This is a genomic window from Ligilactobacillus cholophilus, assembly GCF_030389495.1.
Classification (GTDB): Bacteria; Bacillota; Bacilli; order Lactobacillales; family Lactobacillaceae; genus Ligilactobacillus; species Ligilactobacillus cholophilus.
The window spans coordinates 402443-427989 of record NZ_CP127832.1 but is presented as its reverse complement, the minus strand read 5'-3'; the positions used below and the strand labels follow the sequence as shown (position 1 = coordinate 427989).

The following is a 25547-nucleotide window of genomic DNA, read 5'->3' as shown; positions in this document are numbered from 1 at the left end:
TTACCTCTTTCTAAATTATTGAGCTACAACGACCATTGCAGGACGTAATACGCGATCCTTTAACATATATCCATCTTGATATACTTCAACAACTGTATCTTTTTCTTGTCCCTCTTCAACTGGAACCGTCTTTACAGCTTGATGTTTAGTTGGATCAAACTTTTCACCTAAAGCTTTAATCTTTGTGATTTCATTATCTTTTAAAGCTTTTTCCATATCATTAGCAACCATTTCAATTCCACGCTTTAACTGACTTGAAGCTTCATCTTCAACTTCAGATTGTAATGCACGATTTAAATTGTCCATTACAGGTAAAATTTCAGTTGCCAACTTTTGTCCCTCATATTTTAATAGTTGAGCTTGTTCATTTTTAAAACGTTTCGTCATGTTTTGCATTTCTGCTTCAGCACGAAGAAACTTATCTTCCATCTCATCATATTTTTCTTGAAGAGATGCAATTTGTTTTTCTAGATCTTTAACTTCATCTTTTGATTCGTTTTTTTCTTTTGGATTTGAATGTTTTGTTTCTTTTTCAACATTCAAATCTTCTGCGGCTTTTTCCTCTGGATGTTTTACTTCGTCAGCCACTTGAACACCCCTTCTCTATTCTTTAAAGTCATGATAGTAATTTATTAGTCTTCTTGACAACTCATCACGGAATGTGTCCATCATTCCAATCATCTTGGAATATGGCATGTTTGTTGGACCAAGAATTGCAATCAATCCATGTCCATTATTTCCGTCGTCATACGTTGCAGAAACCAAACTATAATCTAATGAATTACCTTCATCCTTATCATTTATAGTAACAGCAATATCTTTATCAGTCTTTTTCAATAATTTGTTTAAATCAACTGAATGATCAATTAAAGAATAAAGTGACTTTATTTCCTCTAAATTATCATCATTCACAAAGTTCAACAAATTACGTTTTCCACTAACATAAACATGCTCACAAACTGCTTTGTCTAAGATACTACCAAATGTATTCAAGAACCCATCATATTGATGTAAATAAGTAACTATCTTTGGTAGAATTTCATTCAACTTATCGCTGACTTGGTTTAATGATAAACCAACAATCTCATCATTAATAAGTTTAATTACTGACTCAAGTTCATCACCATGAATATTATCTGGAATAGTGAATGTCTGACTTTGGACTGAACCATCACTTGTTACAAGCAAAATCATTACTTGACGATTATGTAATGGTACCAATCTAAATCCTTCAATTACTACATCACTAGATTCTGGTTTTAAAGAAATTGCTACATAATTAGTCATCTGTGATAATAACTGTGCAGATAAAGCGACAATATCATCAACCTTCGAAAATTGGTTATCAAACGAATTCCGAATATTATTGATTAAATCTTGATCCACTTTATCAGGCTTGAGCAAATTATCAACGTAATAACGATATCCACGCAATGATGGTATTCTTCCAGAACTAGAGTGTTGCTTTTCTAAAAAGCCTTGATGTTCTAGAGCTGCCATTTCATTACGAATTGTCGCTGAACTTACATGGATTGGTAATTGTTCTTGCAACTTCTTAGATCCGATCGGCTGACCGATATTAGTATAATTCCGAATAATAGCTTTCAGAATTGATAGCTGTCTGTCTGTTAACATTTACAATCACCCCTTTAGCACTTAACACCCTTAAGTGCTAAGTCCATTATTATATTACATAATATTTGTAAGTTAGTCAAGGCTTTTACCCAATTTTTTAGCAGATAAATGATTAGAGTGCTAATTATTTTCAAAATACATTTTTGTAACCTTTTTATCCTCATTTAATTGCTCTATTAATTCATCAACACTCTCAAATTTAATTGGTGCGCGTAAATATTTATCCCATTCAATTTCAACTTGTTCACCATAAATCATTTGATCAAAATCGAATACATTAATTTCAATCGTTAATGGATTATCACCAAAAGTTTCATTATGACTTACAGATGCCATCCCTTCATACCAACGATTATCGTATTTTACTTTTACTGCATATACACCAATTCCAGGAATACATTGTTGCTTAAATGGTTTAATATTTAGTGTTGGGAAACCTAAAGTACGCCCACGAGCTTTTCCATGAACAACTTCCCCATCAAAATTAAATTTATATCCTAACAGACAATTTATTTCTTCAATCTTTCCCTCATTTAAAAGCCTTTTTATCTTTGTAGTCCCAATTTTTTCATTTCGCATTGTTTTTTTAGATACTTCAATAACTTTAAAACGATTTTGGGCATATTGAGGCAATGTTTGCATATTAGCAATTTCTCTTTTTCCATAAGTATAATCAAATCCTGCAACTAAAATTTTGGCATGCAATCCAACCATATACTTATCTACAAAATCTTGTGGAGATAATTTAGCTAAATTCTTATCAAAATGAGCAATATAAACTATATCTGCACCATATTTTTCAAACAATGAAATTCTTTTTTCAACAGTCGTTAAGTAATTAACATCATCTGGTTTTATTTTTTTAAAAAACATTTTAGGATAACAATCAAATGTCATCACTGCTAATTTTAAATTTGATTTAACTGCTTGCTTTTTTGCCTCACTCAATACTGCTTGATGTCCTTGATGAACCCCATCAAAAAAGCCCATCGCAAGCACAATATTTTGATTTTCAATTTTACTATAATCTATTGGTTCACTTATATGAATAACTTGCATTATTCAATTCTCCTTAATCTGTTAAATCAATCATTGTTTGTGGTTTATAAACCTTTTTATCCTCATCAAATTTATATACTGCACGTGTTTTATTTTTATAATTTAATACAATCACAGGACTTGATTTCTTTAAATACTTAGGTTGCAAAAATCCACCATTTTTAACAATTTTCCATTGAAAATCTGTTAATGAAATTGAATCTAAGCCCTTTAATGCGTAACTTATTGGAAAAAGTTTATCTTCTAAATTATCAGCATTTTCTAATTCTGATAAACTTATTGTTTGAGATAAGTCAAAGCCACCACTTTGTAGTCGAGTTAAATCAGACATTACTGCTGATACTCCTAATTTTTTACCTAAGTCAACTGCTAAAGTTCTTACATAAGTCCCCTTAGAACATTCAACTTCAAAATTTATTTTTTGAAGTCCTTGATTTTCATCAAATTCACTTTCACCAATCATTTTAAATGACTTAATATTAACATGTCTTTGAGGACGTTCGACTGTTTCACCAGCACGTGCATATTCATAAAGTCTCTTCCCGTTCACTTTTACTGCTGAATACATCGGTGGAATTTGAACAATATTTCCTGTCATACTATCCATTACTTTTTGAATTTCACTATCTGAAAAAGGTTTTTCAATTAAACTTTTAGATACAATCTCGCCATCCAAATCTTCAGTAGTAGTAGCAAAACCTAAAGTTACTTGTCCGCGATATTTCTTTCCAGATTCCATCAAATAATTTACTACTTTAGTAGCTTTACCAATGCAAATTGGCAAAACTCCATCAACATTTGGATCAAGGGTTCCAGAATGCCCTACTCTTTTTGTCTTAAAAATTCTGCGACACTTAATAACCGCATCGTTACTTGTCATATTTCTTTCTTTAAATAATGGTAATATACCATCCATTTACTTCACTTCTTTCTAATACTAAGAAAAGACTGCGATTTTTACGTCACAGTCTTTTCTAAAATATTTTAAAAATTATCTTGCTGATGTAGTTTATTTAAAAGCTCATCAATGTGATCACCATAACGTACTGATTCATCCTGTTTAAATTTAATTTCAGGTGTTACATAGACATTTAAACGATGTCCTAACTCACGTCGGATTAATCCAGTTGCTTTATCTAAACCGCGTTGAGTTTTTTCAGCATCTGAAGCTAAATCAGACAAAATACTATAATAAATCGTTGCATGTTGTAAATCACCAGTTACCTCTACACCGGTAATTGTTATGCCTTGTACTCGAGGATCACGAACTCTTTTTTGCAAGATATCGTTAACTTCCCTTTGAATTTCTTGAGAAAGTCTGCCAATTCGAACTTGTTGTGCCATTTCTAACAGCCTCCTTTACTATTCAACTGGAACTTCTTCCATGACAAAGGCTTCAAGTTGATCTCCTACTTTAATGTCGTTATATTTTTCAATCATTAAACCACATTCATATCCAGATTTAACTTCTTTAACGTCATCTTTGAAACGTTTCAAACTAGCTAATTTTCCTTCGTAGATAACAACACCATTACGGATTACACGAACACCACTGTTTCGACTAATGTATCCATCGATGACATATCCACCACCAATTGTACCTAACTTAGAAACCTTATATGTTTCACGGATTTCTACTTGGCCAGTAACTTTTTCACGGTATTCTGGTTCAAGCATACCCTTCATAGCAGTTTCAACTTCGTCGATTGCTTTATAGATAACATTGTGTAATCGGATATCAACACCATCTGCATCTGCTTGTTGCTTAGCAAGTGGAGTAGGACGAACATTAAATCCAATGATAATAGCATTTGAAGCTTCAGCTAATGTAATATCACTTTCATTAATTGCACCTACAGCTTGGTGAATAATATTAACTCTTACGCCTTCTACATCAATTTTTTGGAAACTTTGTGCTAAAGCTTCTACAGAACCTTGAACATCGGCTTTGATGATCAAGTCAACTTCTTTCATTTCTCCATCCTTGATAGTATCAAACAAATTATCAAGAGTTACGTGAGTTGTCTTATTACGTTCTTTAATTAAGGCTTGTTCTGCACGTTTTTCACCAGCAGCACGAGCTGTCTTTTCATCATTAAATGTAACAAAACGATCTCCAGAATCTGGTACATCATTTAAACCAGTAATTTCAACTGGTGTACCAGGCTTAGCCTTGTGAATTGAACGACCATGATCATTTGTCATTGTACGAACACGTCCAAAAGTATTACCAACAACAATTGGATCTCCTACATGTAATGTACCTTGTTGAACAAGTAATGAAGCTACTGATCCTTTACCTTTATCTAATCGAGCTTCAATAACAGAACCTGCACCATGTTGCTTAGGATTTGCCTTCAATTCCATCATTTCAGATTGAAGAAGAATCATATCAAGCAATTCATCAATATTTTTGCCAAATTTTGCAGAGATTTCAACAAAAATTGTATCTCCACCCCAATCTTCTGGGATCAAGCTATATTCAGTTAATTGTTCCATTACGTGATTTGGATTTGCACCTGGCTTATCAATCTTGTTAACTGCAACGATAATTGGAACACCAGCAGCTTGAGAGTGGTGAATAGCTTCAATTGTTTGTGGCATAACACCATCATCAGCAGCAACAACAAGTACAGTAATATCAGTAATATCCGCACCACGTGCACGCATGTTTGTAAATGCAGCGTGTCCTGGTGTATCTAAGAATGTAATTGTCTTACCTGCATGCTTAACTTGATAAGCACCAATGTGTTGTGTGATTCCACCAGCTTCACCCTCAGTAATATGTGAGTGTCTTAAATGATCAAGTAAAGTTGTTTTACCATGGTCAACGTGTCCCATGATTGTAACAACAGGTGGTCGATCTTCCAAATGTTTATGGTTCTTTTCTTCTTCTTCAAAGAATTTATCGATATCAGAAACATCAACTTCGACTTTTTCTTCTGCTTTAATACCATAATCATCAGCTAAAATTTCAATCGTATCTTTATCCAATGATTGGTTTTGGTTCACCATAACACCCATCATAAATAATTTCTTAATGATTTCTGCTGGTTCACGGTGAATCTTTTTAGCAATATCAGCAACACTCATACCTACTGTATAAACAAGTGTTTCTGGCAATGGCTTATTCTTCCGTTGTGTAACTGGAGCTTTCTTTTGAGCATGACGATCTTGACGACGTTCTTTTTTATTTTTCTTTTTGTTTTTCTTGCTAAATTTATTGTTTTGGAAATTATTATTATTTCGTTTATTATTTTTGTTAAATTTCTTTTTATTATTTGAATTATTAAACGAATTTGAAGCTTCAGCAGATGAATTTTGCTTATTATGATGCTTTGCTTTATTATTCATTTCTTTATCATTGTTGTGACGAGCATTATTTTTATGCTCATTCTTTGCATGTTCGTTATTCTTATTTACTTTTACAGAATTATTATTGTTTGACTTAGAAGTTTCTTTTGTATCGTTTTTCTTCAAATTATTTCTCACCGTTTTCTCTTCATTTTCATCAAGCATTGACATATGATTTCCAACTTTAATGCCATTCTTTTTAGCTATATCAATTATATCTTTACTATTAACATTTAATTCTCTTGCAATTTGATAAATTCGCTTTTTACTCATTTAAGTCCCTCCATTTCGCGTATTGTCATTGTGTTTTCAAAACGCAAATGAGAGATTTATTACTTTGAAAACAGCAATGATTTAATTTTTAATCCAAAACCCGCATCAGTAATTGCAATACTTGAACGGACCTGTCCAATTGCCACACTTAATTCCGCACGTGTAAAGTCCATTGATAATGGGATTTCATAACTATTACACTTATCAATAAATTTTTTCTGTGTAGCTTTTCCGCTATCAGACGCTAAAAAAACAATTTGTGCTTGCTTATTCTGAATTTGCTTTAGAACAAGTTGTTCCCCTGTAACATTTTTACGGGCACGTTGTGCAAGTCCAAGCAAATTTAAAATTCTTTTTTTATTCATGGCCAAATAACTTAATTCGAGCAACTTTATGATCTACATATTCGATTAATTCATCATAAAAATCATCTGAAATTTTAACTCCAAATGTTTTATCGAAAGTCTTTTCATCTTTTGCTTTTTTAGCTGTGTCTACATCCAAATGAATATATGCTCCACGACCATTTTTCTTTCCTGTTGGGTCAATGAAAACTTCATTTTCTTTATTTTTAACTACACGAACTAATTCCTTTTTAGGAAGCATTTCGCCAGTTACAATATCTTTTCTCATCGGAATTTTGCGTTGTACCATGATATTACCTCTTATTCCTCTGTGTTTTCATCAATTTCAGTATCAATGGAAATATCTTCGGGCATATTACCATCTTCTTCTGCTAAAGAGATATCTTCTTGGATATTTTCTTCTTGCATATCTGATTCAGATTTAATATCAATCTTATAACCTGTCAAACGAGCTGCTAAGCGGACATTTTGACCTCTTTTACCAATTGCTAATGATAATTGATCATCAGGAACAATAACTACACAATTGTGGTCATTTTCATCATCAAACCGAACTTCAATTACATCAGCTGGGTTCAAAGCATTAGCAATATATTTTGCTGGATCTTCATCCCATTTAACAATATCCATGTTTTCGCCCTTTAATTCATTAACAATTTGTTGAACACGTTCACCACGTTGACCAACACAAGTTCCAACTGGATCTAAATTATCGATTGTTGAACGTACTGCAACTTTTGCACGATCTCCTGCTTCACGTGCAATTGAAACAATTTCTACTTCACCATTATAAATTTCAGGAACTTCTTGTTCAAATAATCGACGTAATAAATCAGGATGTGAACGACTTACAAATACTTGAGGTCCTTTAGAACCATTTTCAACTTTGTAAATGTAAACCTTGATCTTATCATGTGATTTATATTCTTCACCATCAATTTGATCTTTATGAGAAAGAACAGCTTCAACTTTACCTAAGTTTACATAAATATATTTATTGTCTCTTCTTTCAACTTCACCAGTTACAATTTCATTTTCATATTTAATGTATTCATTGTAAATTACATTATGTTCTTCTTCACGCACACGTTGCATAATTACTTGTTTAGCTGTTTGTGCAGCAATTCTTCCGAAGTCTTTTGGTGTTACTTCAAATCTAATTTGATCACCAATTTCATATGCTTTATTCAATTGCAATGCATCATCTAAACTAACTTCTAAACGTGAGTCAAAGACTTCATTTACAACATCTTTGACCGCATAAACATGAATATCGCCCTTTTTGCTATCAAATTCAACTTCAACGTTTTGAGCTTGGCCATAGTTTCTTTTGTATGCTGAAACCAATGCATTTTCCAAAGCTTCAATCACAATTTCTTGTTTAACGCCTTTTTCTTTTTCAAGAACATCTAAAGCTGTTAATAATTCTTTACTCATTAAAAAAATCTCCCTTAGTATAAGATGTTTAAAATTCAATTGCTAAACGAGCCTTCGCAATTTTTTCACGAGGGATCGTAATTGTTTTAATTCTTGTTTTATCTCGATATTCCAAAGTTAAACTATCTTTAGTTAGTTCTGTCATTGTTCCTTCATAAATCTTACTTTTATCAATTTGTTGATATAAAGAAACATGAATATACTTCCCAATGGCACGCTCATAATCTTTTTCTTTTTTCAATGGGCGTTCAGCACCAGGGGAAGAAACTTCTAGATAGTATGCTTGGGGAATTGGATCTGGATCACAATTATCAAGTTTTTCACTTAATTGATCACTTACCAATGCACACTCATCTATTGTAATGCCATTTGGTTTGTCAATGAACACGCGCAAATACCAATTTTTACCTTCTTTAACAAATTCAATATCTACCAATTCAAAATGATAGTTATCTAAAATTGGTGTAACTAAATCAGTCACTGTTTCTACTACACTGCTCACTAAATATCCTCCTCATTCAATATAAACTCATTCCACTAAAAAGAGTGAGCATTACTGCTCACTCTTACCGAGTTATAAAAATACATCTTTATTATATCAATCAGATACTAAAAATTCAAGTTAATTTGCTAATACCCTCTTCTTTTTAAAAATTAGATAACCACATAAAACAACAAAACTAATTAAAGAAATAGTCCAAGAAGCTTTTGCCAATTTAGTATATTCAAAAGAAACTTCAAATGTATTTTCTCCCTCTTTTAAATTTACTAATGTTGCACCATCTTGAGCTTTTTGCACAAAAATCCGATCTCCATTCTGTTTAACAACTTCTCCAGGATAATAGAATACTGGTAAAAATGCAGTCGTCGCATTAGGTGAATCATATTTATAAATTACTTTATTAGCCGTTCTTTTTATTTTTACAGAATGCCAGCTTGCATTAGCACAAATTTTTTGATCATGAATAAATTGTAAATCATATCCCGCATCTTTAGGTGCATAATCATCTAGTCCATTAAAATTAGGATTTTTAGATACTTCTTTAACAAATTTTTCCGAAGTATCTCCATTGTTTAAACCATTTATATTTCCAATCATATCAAGAGTTCCAAAATGACATAAAACGATACAACAAATGGTCATCGCAAATAACTGTAATCTTTTTTTATTATGATGACTTTGATTTACAAAATTTCCAAATAGCGAGCCAAATGAAAATGCTAATAAAAGTGATGCTATTCCAATTAAACGCCATGGAAATTGAATTACATGTAATAAATTCTGGAAAACATCCCATGGAAATAATGTAGTAGACATAATTGTAAAAATAGTTCCTAATAATAAGGTATCTCTACAAAATCCCTTAATCTTTTTCAAATTAAATAATAAAATAACAATCAAAACAATATAGACAAAATTAAAAGTAATTACACTGCTAACTTCATTACTAATTGATTTGCTGATTAAATCATTAGGCTTCAATGCTGCTTGGAATAAATTGTAAACTACAGGTTTGCTAATATCTACGCTTATTAACATCTGTAACATTGGTAACAAAAATCCTAATCCTAATAGTAACGTCATTCCAGTTGCTTTCAATAAAGCTAAAAGTCGTTCTTTATTAATTTTTTTGCGTAAAATATTAATGAAGAAAAACATTAAAATTAACAAACTTGCTAACACTACAGAAATTACATGACTATATACTAATAATGTCATTCCTAGTGTTAAGGCTATCCATTTAGGTTTCTTTTCATAAAATATTTGGTATATTCCTAATAATACTAGAGGGAAAAATGTAATTCCTAACACTTCCCCTATTGCCATTCGAAAATATATATCAGAAGTACGTACCATCGAAAACGAATATAGGACAGCAACAAGCATTGCCCCTAAAGTAGATTGTTTCATTTTTTTACTGCAATAATAAGTTAATTCAAGTGTAACAAATGTTATTATTGTAAAATACAAATAATAAGCTAATACTACATCATTGGTTAACTTATATAACAAATACATTGGATAAACTAATACCCAAGGATACATTAAATTTACTATTTGCCCAGTATGTGCAAAATATTTAAAGTTAACTGGTGAATTAAAGATATTTTCCAAACTTAATATTCGTGAAATATGAAATTCTCCATCAATATTTGCTTTAATAATTGCTTGCCCTGTACTATTTGTAAAAAAATAAATATAGCAAAAACTTAATATAATAAAAAACAATATACGCAAAACATTTTTCTTAATACATTGTTTTTTACCAACTTCCGTACTCATATATAAACTCACTCCTCAAATCTAATAATTTTATTATATCAATCATCCAAAATTTTTTTCATAAAAATCATAAATTAAATATTTTATTAAAAATAAAAAGGTACTAGACTTCTCTAGTACCTTAAATCATTCTTTAATTAAAAATTAGATATAAACTTACCTTTGCTATATTAATAAAATTATCAAAAAACTTGATAAAGGAATTTGATGGCATAACTATATAGCAATCTAATTGATCAAACTCTCTTTTTATAAATTCTTTTGCCAATTTTTTAATATAAACATTATTTGTACGATAACTATTTTCAGCTTCAATTTCACTATGCGTTTTCCAACAAATAAATTTTTCTGGACGATTTAAATAGTTCCATTCTGAGCAAATACGATTATCTTCAGTATTCACAATGATATACAATATGTTACCTTCTTTACGTTTTATTAAAAACGCTACTAAAAATCCAAAAATTCTTTCTTCAATATGATTTTATAGGTATTTAATAGATATGTAAAGATATTTTTTATAAATTAAACTATCTGATATTCGATTGATTTTATATAAGTCACTAAATTGTTACAAAAAAGCCCATAACATCACTGTTATGAGCCTTTATTTTTAAAACATGCTATCAAATAAACTTAATTGATTTTCATCTGGTAAATCATCTAAAACATGTTGTTCATTCATAAATTCAATAATTGATTGAGAAACTTTACCTCGTTTAGCTAAATCTTCTTTTGAAAGAAATGGTTTTTCTTCACGTGCTGCAATTATTTGTTTAGCAACATTTAGTCCTAAACCTGGGATTGCAGAAAATGGAGCTAGTAATGTTTTTCCATCATCCATAATTAACCAGTCTGAAGAATCAGATTTATTAATATCTACCATTTTAAATTTAAATCCACGTTCAAGCATTTCATTAGCTATTTCTAGAACAGTTAATAAGTTCTTTTCTTTAGTTGAAGCTTCCATTCCTTTATCATTTATTTCCTTCATTGCTGCTTTTACAGATTCCTTTCCATGTGCCATCGCAACTAAGTCAAAATCATCTGCACGAACTGAAAAATAAGCTGCATAGTAAATAATTGGGAAATAAACCTTAAAGTAAGCAATACGTAAAGCCATTAAAACATAAGCAGCAGCGTGTGCCTTAGGGAACATATATTTAATCTTCAAACATGATCCAATATACCACTCTGGAACATCTGCTTCTTTCATTTCTTTTTGCCAATCGTCAGGAATTCCTCGACCTTTACGTACGTGTTCCATAATTTGGAAAGAAGTTTCAGAATCTACGCCAAAGTGAATTAAATCCATCATAATATCATCACGACATCCAATAATTTCACTCATTTTAGCTGTTCCATTTTCAATTAATTCTTCTGCATTTCCTAACCAAACATCAGTACCATGAGATAATCCTGAAATTTTTAATAATTCGGCAAATGTAGATGGATGCGTTTTTTCAAGCATTCCACGAACAAATCTAGTTCCAAATTCAGGGATTCCCAGTGTCCCAGTTTTAGACTGAATTTGCTCTGGAGTTACACCAAGAATTTCCGTTCCTGAAAACAATGCCATAACCCCAGGATCATCTGTAGGAATTGATTTTGGCTCAATTCCAGATAAATCTTGCAACATACGAATCATTGTAGGATCATCATGCCCTAAAATATCAAGCTTAAGAATATTATCATGAATTGAGTGGAAATCAAAGTGTGTAGTTCTCCATGGTGCACTCAAATCATCAGCAGGATATTGAATTGGTGAAAAATCATAAATTTCCATATTATCTGGAACTACTAAAATTCCAGCAGGGTGTTGACCAGTAGTACGTTTTACACCAGTTGCTCCCTTTGCAAGACGATCAACTTCTGCACTTCTTAAAGTTTGTTCTGTATCTCTTTCATATGCTTTTACATAACCATACGCAGTTTTATCAGCAACAGTACCAATAGTTCCAGCCCGAAAAACATTATTCTCACCAAATAGTACCTTAGTATAATTATGCCCAATTGGTTGGTAGTCACCTGAAAAGTTTAAATCAATATCAGGAACCTTATTTCCCTTAAAACCAAGGAATGTTTCAAATGGAATTTCTTGTCCATCTTTAATCAATTCTGTTCCACATTCTGGACATTTTTTATCAGGTAAATCATAACCAGATCCATACTCACCTTTAGTGTAGAATTCTGAGTATTTACATTTAGGACAACGATAATGTGGTGGTAATGGATTTACTTCAGTAATTCCAGTCATTGTAGCAACAAAACTTGAACCAACTGATCCACGAGAACCTACTAAATATCCGTCCTTATTTGATTTAAATACCAATTTTTGTGCAATTAAATAAATAACCGCAAAACCATTTCCAATAATAGATTTTAGTTCTTTATCTAATCTTGCTTGTACTAATTCTGGTAGCGGATCACCATACCAATCATGAGCCTTATTTAGCGCTAACTCTCTAATTTGCTCATTTGCCCCAGGCATATTTGGTGTATATAACTTGTCTTTAACAGGAGATATATCATCTATTTCATCTGCTAGCTTAGTTGGGTTATCTATAACAATTTCTTTAGCAGTTTTTTCATCTAAAAATGAAAAATCATCTAACATTTCATCTGTCGTTCTAAAATGAGCATCTGGAAGTTTATGCAATCTATTTAAAGAGTTAGCTCCACCTTGAGAATGAATCAAAATCTTACGATATATTGCATCTTCTTTATTCATATAATGAACATCACCAGTAGCAACAATCGGAATTTGCAATTCATGAGCTAAATCTATCATATTGGAGATAATTTCTTCTAGATTTGCTTCATCTTTTACTAATTCTTGTTCAATTAGTGGTTCATACAATGGTTTTGGCTGAACTTCCAAATAATCATAATATTTAGCTTTTTCTTTTGCTACGCCATATCCCTTCTGCATCATTGCAGTAAATACTTCACTATTAGCACATGCTGAACCAATCAATAATCCTTCACGATACTTATTTAAAACTGACCTTGGAATTCGTGCTACACGATAAAAGTACTTCGTCATTCCATCAGACATCAATTTAAATAAATTTTTAAGTCCTTCTTGTGTTTTGGCTAAAATAGTTGCATGGAAAGGATGTTCATGTTTATATGCATCATTTTCACCTACATATTTATTGAAATCGTCATGATATTTTATATCATAATTTTCTTCTGCATCTTTTAACATTGCATAGTAAATGTAACCTGTTGCTTCAGCATCATATATAGCACGGTGATGATGTTCTAGATTTACATCTAATTTTTTAGCCAATGTATTTAGTCTGAACCCCTTCATCTCAGGATACAAAAAGCGTGCTAATGGTAATGTATCAATCCATGGTTCTTTAATCAAAGGCAAATGATGACGTTCATATCCAGTATTCATAAAATCAACGTCAAAAGTTGCGTTATGACCAACAATTATGCATCCTTTACAAAATTCCTGGAACATTTTAAAGACTTCTTCTTCAGATTTAGAACCCTTCACCATGTCATCAGTAATACTTGTTAAATTGATTGTAGTTTGTGAAAGCGGATGACCAGGATCAATGAATTGTTCAAAACGATCAATAACTGTACCATTTTTCATTTTAACTGCCGCTAATTCAATTACTTTATCATACCGTGCAGAAAGCCCTGTTGTTTCCGTATCAAAAATAACATATGTGCTATCTTTCAAGTTTACATGTGCTTCATTATATGCAATTGGCATACCATCATTCACAATATCAGCTTCTACACCATACAAAATTTTAACGTTATTCTTCTGACCAGCCGTATGAGCTTCAGGGAAAGCTTGCAATCCTCCATGATCAGTCACCGCAATTGCTTTATGTCCCCATTTAGCTGCTTGAGAAACATAATCAGAAATACTATTAGTTGCATCCATTTGACTCATATTAGTATGTAAATGTAATTCAACTCTTTTTTCCCCATCGGGCATCGTATCTTTACGTTTCTCATGTTTAACTTCCATAATGTCATATGCATTAATAGTTAAATCTCTCATAAAGCTATCTTCTTGCACACTTCCACGAACTTTTATCCATTTTCCTACTTTTAAAGCTTCAAAAATTGCTTCATCATTCTCATCTCTCGAAAACTTTTTAATTACAAAAGATGAACTATAATCCGTAACTTTTAAAATTAGCAATTTACGTTCAGAACGAAGTTGTCTTATTTCACGATCAAATATATATCCTTGAACAACAACTGAACGCTCTTCTTCATTTATTTCAGACATTTGCCGAACTGGAACATCATCACTTATTTTTTTACCTAAAACAATTGGTCCATCTAAATTAACATTTTCTTTTTGCTTGCTCTTTCTCTTTTCAGATTGTTTCTTAATTGCTTTCATTGCTCTCTGTGCTAATTCAGCATCAGATTTAGCTTTCTTTTCTTTAAACTCATTTATTTTGGCTTGAGATTTAGAATCATCAATTAAAGTAGAGAAAGTTAACTTAGGAAAACCAACTTTACTATATTCATCTTCAATTGGACCTAAAGCTTGACTTGTCAAAAAGTTCTTAACGATTTCATTTTCTGCAACAATTACAGGCCTACCATCTTGTATAGATGGTACCTTCCCACGAAAAACTTCACTAATCATCGGAGAATGAACTTCACTATGTGATACTGCCCATTGCCAATATTCTGCCAAATTTTTATTTGTTACTTCAGGATTCTGCGTTTTAATCAATAAATGAGTTTCAGCAATTTCTTTAAACGCAACAGAAATGTGATTAACCAAATCAACATATAAATTAAATGGCAAAATATTATCTACTTGCAAACAAAAATCCCAACGCTTTGAATCTATATGAACTTTAACATTATCAATAGCGGCATCTTTTAAAAACTCTTTATCATTTTCATTAGGCTGCCAATCTATTTGTTCTAACAATTTATTAAATAATTCTTGTTTACTTAAAGACAATCTTATTCTCCTCTCCTATTTATTAAGTCTAAAAAAGACTGCAGCACTCAGCCCAGTCTTTTTTAGATTTCCAGTCGGGCTAAATTAAAACCTTAAATTCCAACTAGTATTATAACTACTTCGTTGTAAAGTGATTTAAATTAATTAAACTCTTAACTATTATTCCCTTATCCTAGAAATTAATTTACATTTTTCAATAAAATTTTTAGTGAAGCAATCAATTCATCAACTTTAACTTCGATGGTTTCACCTGTTTGGCGTAATTTAATTTCAACAATTCCTTCTTCAGCTTTCTTACCAACTGTAATACGTACTGGTAATCCAATTAAATCTGAATCAGCAAATTTAACGCCTGCACGTTCTTTACGATCATCAACTAATACTTGGAAACCTGCATCTTGCAAGGACTTTTCAATTGCATCAGCTAATTCAACTTGTGTTGCATTCTTAACATTTACAGGAATTAAATGAATGTCAAATGGCGAAATATTACGTGGCCAAATCATTCCATTTTCATCATGGTTTTGTTCAATTATTGCTGATAACAAACGAGATACACCAATACCATAACATCCCATAATCATAGGAATTTGACGACCATTATTATCTAAAACTGTTGCACCTAATTTTTCTGAATAACGTGTACCAAGTTTAAAGATATGACCGATTTCAATTCCACGAGTAAATTTCAATTTACCTTCACCATCTGGTGATAAATCGCCTTCCTGAACTGTCCGTAAATCAACAAATTCATCAACATTAAAGTCTCGATCTATGTTAGCGTTTTTGAAATGATATCCATCCTCGTTTGCACCTACAGTTGCATTTACCATACTTTCCACATCTAAATCAGCATATACATTAATATCTTCAGGAACTCCAATTGGTCCTAGTGACCCAAAATTAGCACCCAAATATTTTTGTGCTTCATCTTCTGTAGCAGGACGTAATTCATTTACATCTAAAAAGTTCTTTAACTTCACTTCATTTACTTCATCATTACCACGCATCAAAATCACGACTGGATTTTCATCTGCAATAAATAATAATGTTTTAATTTCATCCTCAGTATTATTCCCTAAAAATTCAGCGACTTCATCAATTGTCTTAATATCTGGAGTTTGAATCTTTTCTAATTCTTTTGGCGTTTCATGCGATTTTTTTACTGTTCTTAAATTTTTTGCTTTTTCAATATTTGCGGCATACCCACTATTATCTGAATATACAACAGTATCTTCTCCAATTGGAGTAATCGCCATAAATTCATGTGAATCCTTGCCACCCATTGTACCAGAGTCAGCAATTATTTCGCGGAAAGTTAATCCTACACGATTAAAAATATTTCGATATGCATTTCCCATATCATTAAATACTTTATCTAAACTCTCTGTATCAGCGTGGAAAGAATAAGCATCTTTCATAATAAATTCACGTCCACGCAAAAGTCCAAATCTTGGACGATTTTCATCACGATATTTAGTTTGGATTTGATACAACGTTAGTGGTAATTTTTTATATGATTTTACAGAATCTCGCACGATAGTTGTAAATGTTTCTTCATGTGTTGGTCCTAAAATAAAGTCCCGATCATGACGATCTTTTAACTTGAAAAGTGTTTGTCCATATGTATCATAGCGTTCTGATTCTTTCCATAATTCTGCAGGAATTACAGCAGGAACAAGCATTTCTACTGCACCAATATTATCCATTTCTTCGCGGATAATAGTTTCAATTTTTTGTAAAACTCGATTTGCAAGAGGAAGGTAGGCATACATTCCAGCAGTAACTTGCTTAATATAACCAGCTCTTAACATTAACTGGTGACTAACTGCCTCTGCATCACTTGGAACTTCCTTTAATGTTGGAATCAACATTTTTGATTGTTTCATGAAAGTTTCTCTTCTTTCGTTCAATTTTTAAATTCTTTTTCTAGTCTATCATATTTTTTTAGAAGAAGTAACGCCGAATATCATTCCATGTTACTAAAATCATTAAAATCATTAACAAGGCAAATCCAATCATTGTAATCACAACTTCTTTATTAGGATCAATTGGTTTTTTCCTAATACCTTCAACAACATTCAAAACAATTTTTCCACCGTCTAATGCTGGAATAGGCAATAAGTTCATAATACCTAGGTTTATAGATAAGAATGCCATTAAATTAATTACACTCAATACTCCATAGTGAGCAGCTTTTGAAGTCATTGAGTACATTGCAACTGGTCCACCAAAGTCATTTAAACTAAATCCATGTGTAAACATTTGACCTAATGCTGCAAAAATTGCTACTATAATTTGCCAAGTCCGTACAAATCCGTATGATAAAATTGCACCAATAGAATGGTTAGTCTTAATCTTTTCAGTAATTCCTATTTGTCCAATTTTTTCTCCATTTTGTTTTACAACCTTTGGCACTAACGTGATTTGTCGTGTTTTATTTTTATTCTTCACAACAAGAGTAGTTTCTTTACCGCCGCGACTGCTAATTGCATTTACTAATTCTTGCCAATTATCAGTTTTCTTTCCATCTACTGAAACAATTCGATCATCAGCTTTCAATCCAGCTTTTGCAGCAACTGAAGATGTTTGAACAGTTCCAATTTGATTTGAATTAGTTTCAACTTGAACTCCACCTTGAATAAAAGCAATTAATCCAAATGCAATAATTGCAAGAATGAAATTATTAAATGGACCTGCAGCGTTTGTAATTAATCTTTTAGGAACGCTGACAGATTGATACTGGACATCAAGAGGAGCAATTTGAATTTCTGTTCCATCATTTTCGATGATCATTGCATCATGATCGACTTTAAAACGTTTTACTTGTTCTTCATCGCCATTTTCATAACCTTCAATCCATAAACCTTTTTGTAGGTCCCAATCTGTAACAATTAATGGCAATGCGTTTTTAAGTATTTTCTTTTGGCTTGTATTGATTTTAGTTACAATCTGATCATCATTTAAAACTAATGATACAGGTGCACCTTTTTGCAATGTATCTTCATCATCTTCAAGGCCAGCCATTCTTACATATCCTCCTAATGGAAGAAGCCGCCAAGTGTACGTTGTTCCATTTTTATGATATGCAAATATTTTTGGTCCCATTCCAATTGAAAATTCACGTACTAAAATACCTGATTTCTTAGCAGCATAAAAATGTCCAAATTCATGTACGAAAACTAAAACACCAAAAACAATTATAAATGCAATAATTGTGACAATCATTTTTTGGCTTAACTCCTCTCTTAATGAACTAAATCAATCCTGCAAAGTGCATCAAAGGTAATACAAATAACAATGAGTCAAATCGGTCAAGAATTCCTCCATGTCCAGGTAAGATCTTACCTGAATCTTTTACTCCATAGTGACGTTTAAATGCTGATTCAATTAAATCACCAAATTGTCCACCAATTGAAAAGATTAAAGTTAAAACTAACATAATTGGCATATTGTATTTAAATACAGATTGTTGCATGTAAACATAAATACCAACAATTATTACTGCTGCTAGTGTTCCACCAATTGAACCTTCCCATGTTTTATTTGGGCTAATTTTTGGAGCAAGCTTATGTTTTCCAATTTTCCGACCAATTAGATAAGCTCCACTATCTGTAATCCAAACAATTAATAATGCATATAAGAGCATCCATAAACTTTCAGTACGTGCTTGAATCATAAAATGGAAGCCAAATCCTGCATATACAGCACCTAAAATTAATGCACCTGCATCATCAAATGAAAACATATTTTTTGACATTACTGTAAAAGCTAGCAAGCAAAGTAAGAATACAAAAAATAAATCTATATAACTTTCATTAGCTGGAGCTGGCAAAAAATTAAGCCAGTTTCTAGGTACTAATAAACTCGCAATCGCAAAATAACTAATAAATGCGGCAGGAGAAACGACAAATAATTTCTTCATAGATACAAATTCTGTCATTGCCACAATTCCCATTGCAACTACTAAAATATTAAATGGAGTTCCACCAATAATTAAAAGTGGAATAAATATTAATAATGCGATAATCGCTGTTGTTACTCTTTGTTTCATTATTTACCTTCCTTTACGCCACCGAATCTCCGATCTCGATGTTGATACTTATTTATATCTTCAATTAAATCGCTTGGTTTATATTCTGGCCAAAATTTATCTGAAAATACTAATTCACTATAAGCTAATTGCCAAAGTAAAAAATTGGATATTCTTTCTTCACCACTTGTCCTAATTAACAATTCTGGATCATTATATGGTGCAACACTTTGTGTCATTAATGATTTTGAAATAACATCCTCATCTATTTCATCAACTGCTAATTTTTGATTTTTTACATCTAATGCAATTTTTTTCACTGCTGTTATAATCTCAGCACGACTACCATAATTTAATGCAAAATTTAGAATCATTCCTGTATTATTTTTAGTCTGTTCGATTGCATCATTTACCGCTTTTTGCGTTTTTTCTGGTAGATATTCCGTATATCCCATAACATTAACTTTAATATTATTTTCAATTAATTCAGGAACAAAAGTATCAAAAAATTTAACTGGCAAATCCATCAAAAAATTAACTTCTTTTTTAGGTCTTTTCCAATTTTCAGTTGAGAATGCATAAAGCGTTAATACTTTAACTCCTAAACCACTTGCTGTTTTTGTAATATCTTTAACAACTTCCATTCCCCGTTTATGTCCTGCGACACGTGGTAAGTCTCTTTTTTGTGCCCAACGACCATTGCCATCCATTATAATAGCAATATGTTGAGGCATTTTATTTTCATCTAATTTAATTTCCTCTTTTGTATCATTAGAAAATTTATTAAATAACTTATCGAACAATATTTTGCCTCCAAAATTAAACTAAATACGACAAAAGGGGCAAAATTAGACAATCGTCTATTTTACCCCACAAAAATTAACCTTCTAAAATTTCTTGTTCCTTATCTGCAACAATTTGGTCAACTTTCTTAATTGCCTCATCAGTAACTTGTTGTGCTTGATCTTCTAAATCGTGCAATTCGTCTTCTGATAATTCACCATTCTTTTGTGATTTCTTTAAGCCTTCTCGAATATCACGTCTAGCATGTCGTACAGAACCCTTTGCTTTTTCACCAATAGCTTTAACTTCTTTTGCAAGTTCTTTACGACGTTCTTCTGTTAATTGAGGAATAACTAAACGAATGACAGTTCCATCATTAACTGGATTTAATCCTAAATCTGATGCTAATAATGCATGTTCAATATCGTCTAGTGAAGATTTATCATATGGTGTAATTAGTAATACTCGTGCTTCTGGAATAGAAATTTGTGCAATTTGATTCAATGGTGTTGGTGCACCATAATATTCAACCATTACTCGGTTTAAAATACTTGCATTTGCTCTTCCAGCACGAATTCCGCCTAATTCATGACTTAAAGCATCTTGGGCTTTAAGCATTTGTGCCTGTCCGTCTTGAATAATTGGATTTGTAATTTTCATTATTATTTTCCTTCCACAGTTGTTCCGATATTTTCACCTTCAACAACTTTCTTTATATTACCATGTTGATTCATATTGAACACAACCAATGGAATATTGTTATCCATTGATAATGTTGAAGCAGTTGAATCCATAACATGTAAACCTTTGTTTATAATATCTAAATGAGTTAGTGTTTCAAACTTAACTGCTGTTTGATCTTTCTTTGGATCGGCAGAGTAAATTCCATCAACGCCGTTTTTAGCCATTAATATTACATCTGCATTAATTTCTGATGCTCTAAGTGCGGATGTTGTATCTGTTGAGAAGTATGGTGAACCAGTGCCAGCAGCAAAAATTACAATACGACCCTTTTCTAAATGACGTACTGCTTTACGGCGAATATATGGTTCTGCAACCTGTCTCATTTCAATCGCTGTTTGTACACGTGTAGGAACATCTAAGGATTCTAAAGTATCTTGTAATGCTAATGCATTCATTACAGTACCTAGCATACCAATGTAGTCTGCTTGAGCACGTTCAATTCCTAATTGAGCGCCAGTTTCACCGCGCCACATATTGCCACCGCCTACGACAATAGCAATTTCAACTCCTAATTCATGTACTTCTTTAATTTCTTCTGCAACTTTACGAATTTCAGGTGGATTAATACCTTTACCAGCATCGCCTGCCAATGCTTCTCCACTTAACTTTAATACCACACGTTTATATTTAATAGCCATGCGTATCCTCCTATTAACTAAATATTCGTATGTAATTTCCAATTAATTTTAACATATTATCATTAAAGCGTAAATAAGTTTAAACATTGTTAATATTTCAACTTTTAACTATTTTTACGAATTAAATAAAAATGATCCTACTCAAAGAATAGGATCATATCTATTTAACTTACTTAGTGTTGTAAAGCAATTAAATTAATAATATCTTCTGCAGGAATTCCGTGGAAGTAGTTATTTAAATTAATATTTTCTAACGTTTCCTTCAATACGTCAGCATTATACTCTTTTCCAATCAATGCTTTTTCAACATCTTCTACATTTTTAATACCAAAGAAGTCACCATAAATTTTAACATTCTTCACATGGCCATCCTCAACGTCAAATCTTGCATCAATCGTACCACCTGTGAAGTGTTTTCTTTTTTGTACTGTAAATTTAGGTGATTGTCCATATACCCAATCCCAATTGTTATATGTTTTGTCTTGAATCTTTTTGATTTCTTCTTCGTCAGATTTTGTTAAATGATACTCAAATTTTTGAGCTTCTTCAATTGTATCAACATTCCAAATTTTCTTAATCAATTCATCACGAAATTCAAAGGTATTTAAATTTTGGTATTCAGGCTTTAAATATTTTTTGATGTTTGTTACACGTGCACGAACAGATTTAATTCCCTTAGATTCAATTTTATCTTTAGGAACTTTCAATGCATCAGCAACAGCATCAGTATTTACATCAAACATCAATGTTCCGTGACTAAATGTACGACCATTTCGCGTATACATTGCATTTCCTGAAAATTTCTTTCCCTCAATTACAATGTCATTTCTTCCTGTTACTTCAGCTTGTGTAGCTCCCATTTCATGTAATGCATCAACGATAGGTTTGACTAAATCTTTGAAATCACCAAATCTTTGATCATTTGCAGGCACAATAAAACTAAAACATAGATTTCCTAAATCTTGATACATTGCTCCACCACCTGAAAGGCGTCGAGTAACCGTAATATTATGATTTCGGCAGTATTCATCATTGATTTCTTCCATTGTATTTTGGTTTCGACCAACAATAATACATGGATTTTCAATATAAAATAACATAAATGGTAATGTAATTTTATCTGAATTCATTAAATATTGTTCTGTAGCAAGATTAGTTCTAATATCGTTTGTTTTCATTGCGTAGTATTGCATTTTTTACCCTCCAAGTAACTTATTTAATTATAAAAATAGGAACTATAGGAAAATCCCATAGTTTCTATTTTTTAAATATTTGTTGGAAATCCTAAGCCAACATCTGCTGCATCCCAAATTGCTTCTGATAATGAAGGATGAGGATGAATTGTTAGTGATAAGTCATCAATAGTATTTCCAGATTCAATTGCTAATGTTAATTCACTAATCAAATCTGAAGCATCTTCACCCACAATTTGAGCTCCAACAAGGATATTGTTTTCTTTTAAATAGATCAAACGTACAAATCCATCAACTGCATCCATTGAAATTGCACGTCCATTTGCAGTGAATGGGAATTGAGCTTGTTCTACTTCTAACCCCTGATCTTTTGCTTCTTGCATTGTTAAACCAGTTGTTGCAAGCGGAATATCAGTGTAACAAACAGCAGGCATTGCATGGTAATCAACAGTTGCCTTTTTCCCAGCAATTGCTTCAGCTGCAACCTTGCCTTCGTATTCCGCTTTATGAGCTAATGCAAAACCTGGAACAACGTCCCCAATCGCATAAATATTTGGCACAGTTGTTCTTCCTTGATTATCTACCTTAATCAATCCATGATCATCTAGTTCAACACCAGCATGTTCAAGGCCCATATTCTTAGTATTTGGCCGACGACCAACAGATACTAGACAATAATCGCCGACTAATTCCTTTTCTTTTCCATCTACTTCAAAAGTAATTGTTACTTTATCAGCTGTTTGTTCAGCTTTTTTTGCTAAAGCATTAGTATAAATGTCAACACCTTGTGAACTGAAATGTTTTTCAATAATTCTGACCATATCAGCTTCGTAGTTAGATAAAATTTGGTTTGTACCTTCTATAATTGATACATGTGCACCTAAATTGGCATATGCAGAAGCTAATTCGCATCCAATATAGCCACCACCAACAACAATCAAGTGTTCTGGAACTTTCTTTAAATCTAGTGCTCCAGTAGAGTCAATAACACGATCTTCATATTTGAAGTTAGGAATTTCAACTGGATGACTTCCTGTTGCAATGATTAAATTTTTGAATGTATAAGTTTGTGCATTATCATCCTTGATAACACGAAGACTATGTGCATCACGAATATACGCTGTACCCCAAATTACATCAATATGGTGCTTTTTAAATAAACTAGCTACTCCACCTGTTAATTTGTTAACAACGCTTTGTTTCCAAATTTGTGTTTGATCAAAATCTAATTTTGCAGCAGTAACTTCCAATCCCATTTTTTGAGAATTCATTGCACTTTGGTAATGATGAGCTGCTTCAACTAATGCTTTAGATGGGATACATCCAACGTTTAAACAAACTCCACCGATAAATTTATTTTCAATAACTGTAACTTTTTGTCCTAACTCTGCAGCATGAATTGCTGCTACATAACCACCAGGGCCGGATCCAATTACAACTGTATCTAAATCAATTGCAAAATCTCCTACTACCATTAATTATCCCTCCATCAATAATAATTCTGGGTCAGCTAATAACTCTTTCAAGCGATTTAATGCTTGTTGTGCTGTTGCACCGTCAATAGCTCTATGATCTACTACTAATGACAATTTCAAAACTTTCCCAACTGTTAATTTTTGATCATCTTGTGGGTCAACAATTGGTTGATTTTGAATTCGACCGATTCCCAAAATTGCAACTTCTGGATAATTAATAATTGGAGTGAAGTATCCTCCACCAATTGAACCAATATTAGTAATTGAAATAGATCCATTTTTAACTTTATTAGAATCTAATTCTCCACTTTCAATAAGTGTCTTATCTTGATTTATTTGTCGAGCAATTTCAAACATACTCAAGCGATCAGCATTTTTTATGTTTGGCATAAATAATCCTCTGCTTGTTTCTGTTGCAACTCCAATATTAATATCATCTTTATAAATAATTTCGGCATTATCCATATCAACAGATGAGTTTAAAATTGGATATTCTTTTGCAACGATTGCCAAAGCTTTAACTATATATGGCATAAATGTCAAATGTACGCCTCGCTTAGCAGCTTTTTCTTTAATATTATTTCTTTGGTTCCATAGTTTATCAACAACTACTTCATCAAATAATGTAACATGTGGAATTTCGCTTACAGATTGAGATACTAATTTTGCTGTTGCTAAACGAACAGAATCCATCTTTTCACGATGTTCATGCATACCTTCTTGACTTTGAGCGTTATTGATTTGGTTTACAGAACGTTCACGTAAATCTTCTGTTGGAACAACTTTCTTACCTGTTTCACCATTGTTCAAGTAATTTTCAACATCAGATTTAGTAATTTGATTATGATTTCCTGTTCCAGTGACTTTAGTTAAATCTACACCCTTTTCACGTGCAAATGCTCTAACTGAAGGCATTGCTAAAACAGGTAAACTATGATCTTGTGGTGTTAATTTTTTCTTAGCTGGTACAGCTTTTGGTTGTGCATTAGTATTAGCTTTTTCTTCTTTAACTTGCTCTTTCTTATCTGAAGATGAATCATCTGCAGCATCTTCATCAGAGTCTGTTTTAATTTCAACTAATGTATCCCCAACGTTTGCTGTATCACCTTCAGGAACAACAATCTTTTCAACAACACCTTCAACAGGTGAAGGAATTTCTTCAACAGATTTATCATTTTCGATTTGGACTAAGTCAGCATCTTTTTTAATAGTATCGCCAACTTTAACTAGCCATTTTCCAACTGTTCCTTCCGCCATTCCTTCTCCGACATCAGGAAGTTTGAATTTATAAATACCCATTCATATCTTCCT

General features: G+C 32.0%; 22 protein-coding genes. All 22 read right to left on the bottom strand.

All coding sequences use genetic code 11. The annotated features are described in order from the left end of the window. Positions 1–15: 15 nt before the first annotated feature. Positions 16–588, bottom strand: a complete 573-nt coding sequence (gene grpE, locus QPK35_RS02345; protein WP_290033861.1) for a nucleotide exchange factor GrpE — start codon at positions 586–588, stop codon at positions 16–18. A 15-nt stretch (positions 589–603) separates the two neighbouring features. Then, positions 604–1635, bottom strand: a complete 1032-nt coding sequence (gene hrcA / locus QPK35_RS02340) for a heat-inducible transcriptional repressor HrcA (RefSeq protein ID WP_290033860.1) — start codon at positions 1633–1635, stop codon at positions 604–606. A 120-nt stretch (positions 1636–1755) separates the two neighbouring features. Next, positions 1756–2694 (bottom strand): riboflavin biosynthesis protein RibF, encoded by a 939-nt coding sequence (ribF, locus tag QPK35_RS02335; RefSeq protein ID WP_290033859.1) that lies wholly within the window; start codon positions 2692–2694, stop codon positions 1756–1758. Between the two features lie 13 nt (positions 2695–2707). Beyond that, the gene (truB, locus tag QPK35_RS02330; RefSeq protein ID WP_290033858.1) at positions 2708–3610 is read right to left on the bottom strand and encodes a tRNA pseudouridine(55) synthase TruB; all 903 of its coding nucleotides are present in this window, start codon (positions 3608–3610) and stop codon (positions 2708–2710) included. Positions 3611–3678: 68 nt separating this feature from the next. Beyond that, positions 3679–4038, bottom strand: coding sequence for a 30S ribosome-binding factor RbfA (rbfA, locus tag QPK35_RS02325; protein ID WP_290033857.1), 360 nt, complete (start codon positions 4036–4038; stop codon positions 3679–3681). Between the two features lie 18 nt (positions 4039–4056). After that, a complete protein-coding gene (infB, locus tag QPK35_RS02320; protein WP_290033856.1) occupies positions 4057–6321 on the bottom strand; it encodes a translation initiation factor IF-2 in 2265 nt (754 codons plus the stop codon). Positions 6322–6380: 59 nt separating this feature from the next. Further along, the gene (locus QPK35_RS02315; RefSeq protein WP_290033855.1) at positions 6381–6686 is read right to left on the bottom strand and encodes a YlxQ-related RNA-binding protein; all 306 of its coding nucleotides are present in this window, start codon (positions 6684–6686) and stop codon (positions 6381–6383) included. Next, positions 6679–6975, bottom strand: coding sequence for an RNase P modulator RnpM (gene rnpM, locus QPK35_RS02310; protein ID WP_290033854.1), 297 nt, complete (start codon positions 6973–6975; stop codon positions 6679–6681). Before rnpM ends, QPK35_RS02315 begins: the two co-directional genes overlap by 8 nt. Positions 6976–6986: 11 nt before the next feature. Continuing rightward, entirely contained in the window at positions 6987–8123 is a 1137-nt protein-coding gene (gene nusA, locus QPK35_RS02305) for a transcription termination factor NusA (protein ID WP_290033853.1), read from the bottom strand. Positions 8124–8151: 28 nt separating this feature from the next. Continuing rightward, positions 8152–8625 carry a ribosome maturation factor RimP gene (gene rimP / locus QPK35_RS02300; protein ID WP_290033852.1) on the bottom strand — a complete coding sequence of 158 codons (474 nt, stop codon included), beginning with the start codon at positions 8623–8625 and terminating at the stop codon, positions 8152–8154. A 120-nt stretch (positions 8626–8745) separates the two neighbouring features. Beyond that, the gene (locus tag QPK35_RS02295; protein WP_290033851.1) at positions 8746–10407 is read right to left on the bottom strand and encodes a glycosyltransferase family protein; all 1662 of its coding nucleotides are present in this window, start codon (positions 10405–10407) and stop codon (positions 8746–8748) included. A gap of 133 nt (positions 10408–10540) precedes the next feature. Beyond that, positions 10541–10822 carry a hypothetical protein gene (locus QPK35_RS02290; protein WP_290033850.1) on the bottom strand — a complete coding sequence of 94 codons (282 nt, stop codon included), beginning with the start codon at positions 10820–10822 and terminating at the stop codon, positions 10541–10543. 198 nt (positions 10823–11020) lie between these two features. Beyond that, a complete protein-coding gene (locus tag QPK35_RS02285) occupies positions 11021–15370 on the bottom strand; it encodes a PolC-type DNA polymerase III (RefSeq protein WP_290033849.1) in 4350 nt (1449 codons plus the stop codon). Positions 15371–15549: 179 nt separating this feature from the next. Further along, entirely contained in the window at positions 15550–17259 is a 1710-nt protein-coding gene (locus QPK35_RS02280; RefSeq protein ID WP_290033848.1) for a proline--tRNA ligase, read from the bottom strand. A 58-nt stretch (positions 17260–17317) separates the two neighbouring features. Continuing rightward, positions 17318–18598 carry an RIP metalloprotease RseP gene (rseP, locus tag QPK35_RS02275; RefSeq protein ID WP_290033847.1) on the bottom strand — a complete coding sequence of 427 codons (1281 nt, stop codon included), beginning with the start codon at positions 18596–18598 and terminating at the stop codon, positions 17318–17320. 28 nt (positions 18599–18626) lie between these two features. Then, positions 18627–19424, bottom strand: a complete 798-nt coding sequence (locus tag QPK35_RS02270) for a phosphatidate cytidylyltransferase (protein ID WP_290033846.1) — start codon at positions 19422–19424, stop codon at positions 18627–18629. Beyond that, positions 19424–20206, bottom strand: a complete 783-nt coding sequence (uppS, locus tag QPK35_RS02265) for an undecaprenyl pyrophosphate synthase (protein ID WP_290033845.1) — start codon at positions 20204–20206, stop codon at positions 19424–19426. The genes QPK35_RS02270 and uppS overlap by 1 nt, the downstream gene beginning before the upstream one ends. 76 nt (positions 20207–20282) lie before the next feature. Further along, a complete protein-coding gene (frr, locus tag QPK35_RS02260; protein ID WP_290033844.1) occupies positions 20283–20846 on the bottom strand; it encodes a ribosome recycling factor in 564 nt (187 codons plus the stop codon). Positions 20847–20848: 2 nt separating this feature from the next. Then, positions 20849–21568, bottom strand: a complete 720-nt coding sequence (gene pyrH, locus QPK35_RS02255) for a UMP kinase (RefSeq protein WP_290033843.1) — start codon at positions 21566–21568, stop codon at positions 20849–20851. A gap of 173 nt (positions 21569–21741) precedes the next feature. Then, entirely contained in the window at positions 21742–22761 is a 1020-nt protein-coding gene (gene lplA, locus QPK35_RS02250) for a lipoate--protein ligase (protein WP_290033842.1), read from the bottom strand. A 71-nt stretch (positions 22762–22832) separates the two neighbouring features. Further along, positions 22833–24236, bottom strand: coding sequence for a dihydrolipoyl dehydrogenase (lpdA, locus tag QPK35_RS02245; RefSeq protein WP_290033841.1), 1404 nt, complete (start codon positions 24234–24236; stop codon positions 22833–22835). A gap of 3 nt (positions 24237–24239) precedes the next feature. Next, entirely contained in the window at positions 24240–25535 is a 1296-nt protein-coding gene (locus tag QPK35_RS02240; RefSeq protein WP_290033840.1) for a dihydrolipoamide acetyltransferase family protein, read from the bottom strand. Positions 25536–25547 lie beyond the last annotated feature (12 nt).

Excerpts from the sequence above, each read along its gene's own strand:
- hrcA (WP_290033860.1), bottom strand. The coding sequence starts at position 1,635 with ATGTTAACAGACAGACAGCTATCAATTCTGAAAGCTATTATTCGGAAT.
- ribF (WP_290033859.1), bottom strand. The coding sequence starts at position 2,694 with ATGCAAGTTATTCATATAAGTGAACCAATAGATTATAGTAAAATTGAA.
- truB (WP_290033858.1), bottom strand. The coding sequence starts at position 3,610 with ATGGATGGTATATTACCATTATTTAAAGAAAGAAATATGACAAGTAAC.
- rbfA (WP_290033857.1), bottom strand. The coding sequence starts at position 4,038 with ATGGCACAACAAGTTCGAATTGGCAGACTTTCTCAAGAAATTCAAAGG.
- infB (WP_290033856.1), bottom strand. The coding sequence starts at position 6,321 with ATGAGTAAAAAGCGAATTTATCAAATTGCAAGAGAATTAAATGTTAAT.
- QPK35_RS02315 (WP_290033855.1), bottom strand. The coding sequence starts at position 6,686 with ATGAATAAAAAAAGAATTTTAAATTTGCTTGGACTTGCACAACGTGCC.
- rnpM (WP_290033854.1), bottom strand. The coding sequence starts at position 6,975 with ATGGTACAACGCAAAATTCCGATGAGAAAAGATATTGTAACTGGCGAA.
- nusA (WP_290033853.1), bottom strand. The coding sequence starts at position 8,123 with ATGAGTAAAGAATTATTAACAGCTTTAGATGTTCTTGAAAAAGAAAAA.
- QPK35_RS02295 (WP_290033851.1), bottom strand. The coding sequence starts at position 10,407 with ATGAGTACGGAAGTTGGTAAAAAACAATGTATTAAGAAAAATGTTTTG.
- QPK35_RS02280 (WP_290033848.1), bottom strand. The coding sequence starts at position 17,259 with ATGAAACAATCAAAAATGTTGATTCCAACATTAAAGGAAGTTCCAAGT.
- rseP (WP_290033847.1), bottom strand. The coding sequence starts at position 18,598 with ATGATTGTCACAATTATTGCATTTATAATTGTTTTTGGTGTTTTAGTT.
- QPK35_RS02270 (WP_290033846.1), bottom strand. The coding sequence starts at position 19,424 with ATGAAACAAAGAGTAACAACAGCGATTATCGCATTATTAATATTTATT.
- frr (WP_290033844.1), bottom strand. The coding sequence starts at position 20,846 with ATGAAAATTACAAATCCAATTATTCAAGACGGACAGGCACAAATGCTT.
- pyrH (WP_290033843.1), bottom strand. The coding sequence starts at position 21,568 with ATGGCTATTAAATATAAACGTGTGGTATTAAAGTTAAGTGGAGAAGCA.
- lplA (WP_290033842.1), bottom strand. The coding sequence starts at position 22,761 with ATGCAATACTACGCAATGAAAACAAACGATATTAGAACTAATCTTGCT.
- lpdA (WP_290033841.1), bottom strand. The coding sequence starts at position 24,236 with ATGGTAGTAGGAGATTTTGCAATTGATTTAGATACAGTTGTAATTGGA.
- QPK35_RS02240 (WP_290033840.1), bottom strand. The coding sequence starts at position 25,535 with ATGGGTATTTATAAATTCAAACTTCCTGATGTCGGAGAAGGAATGGCG.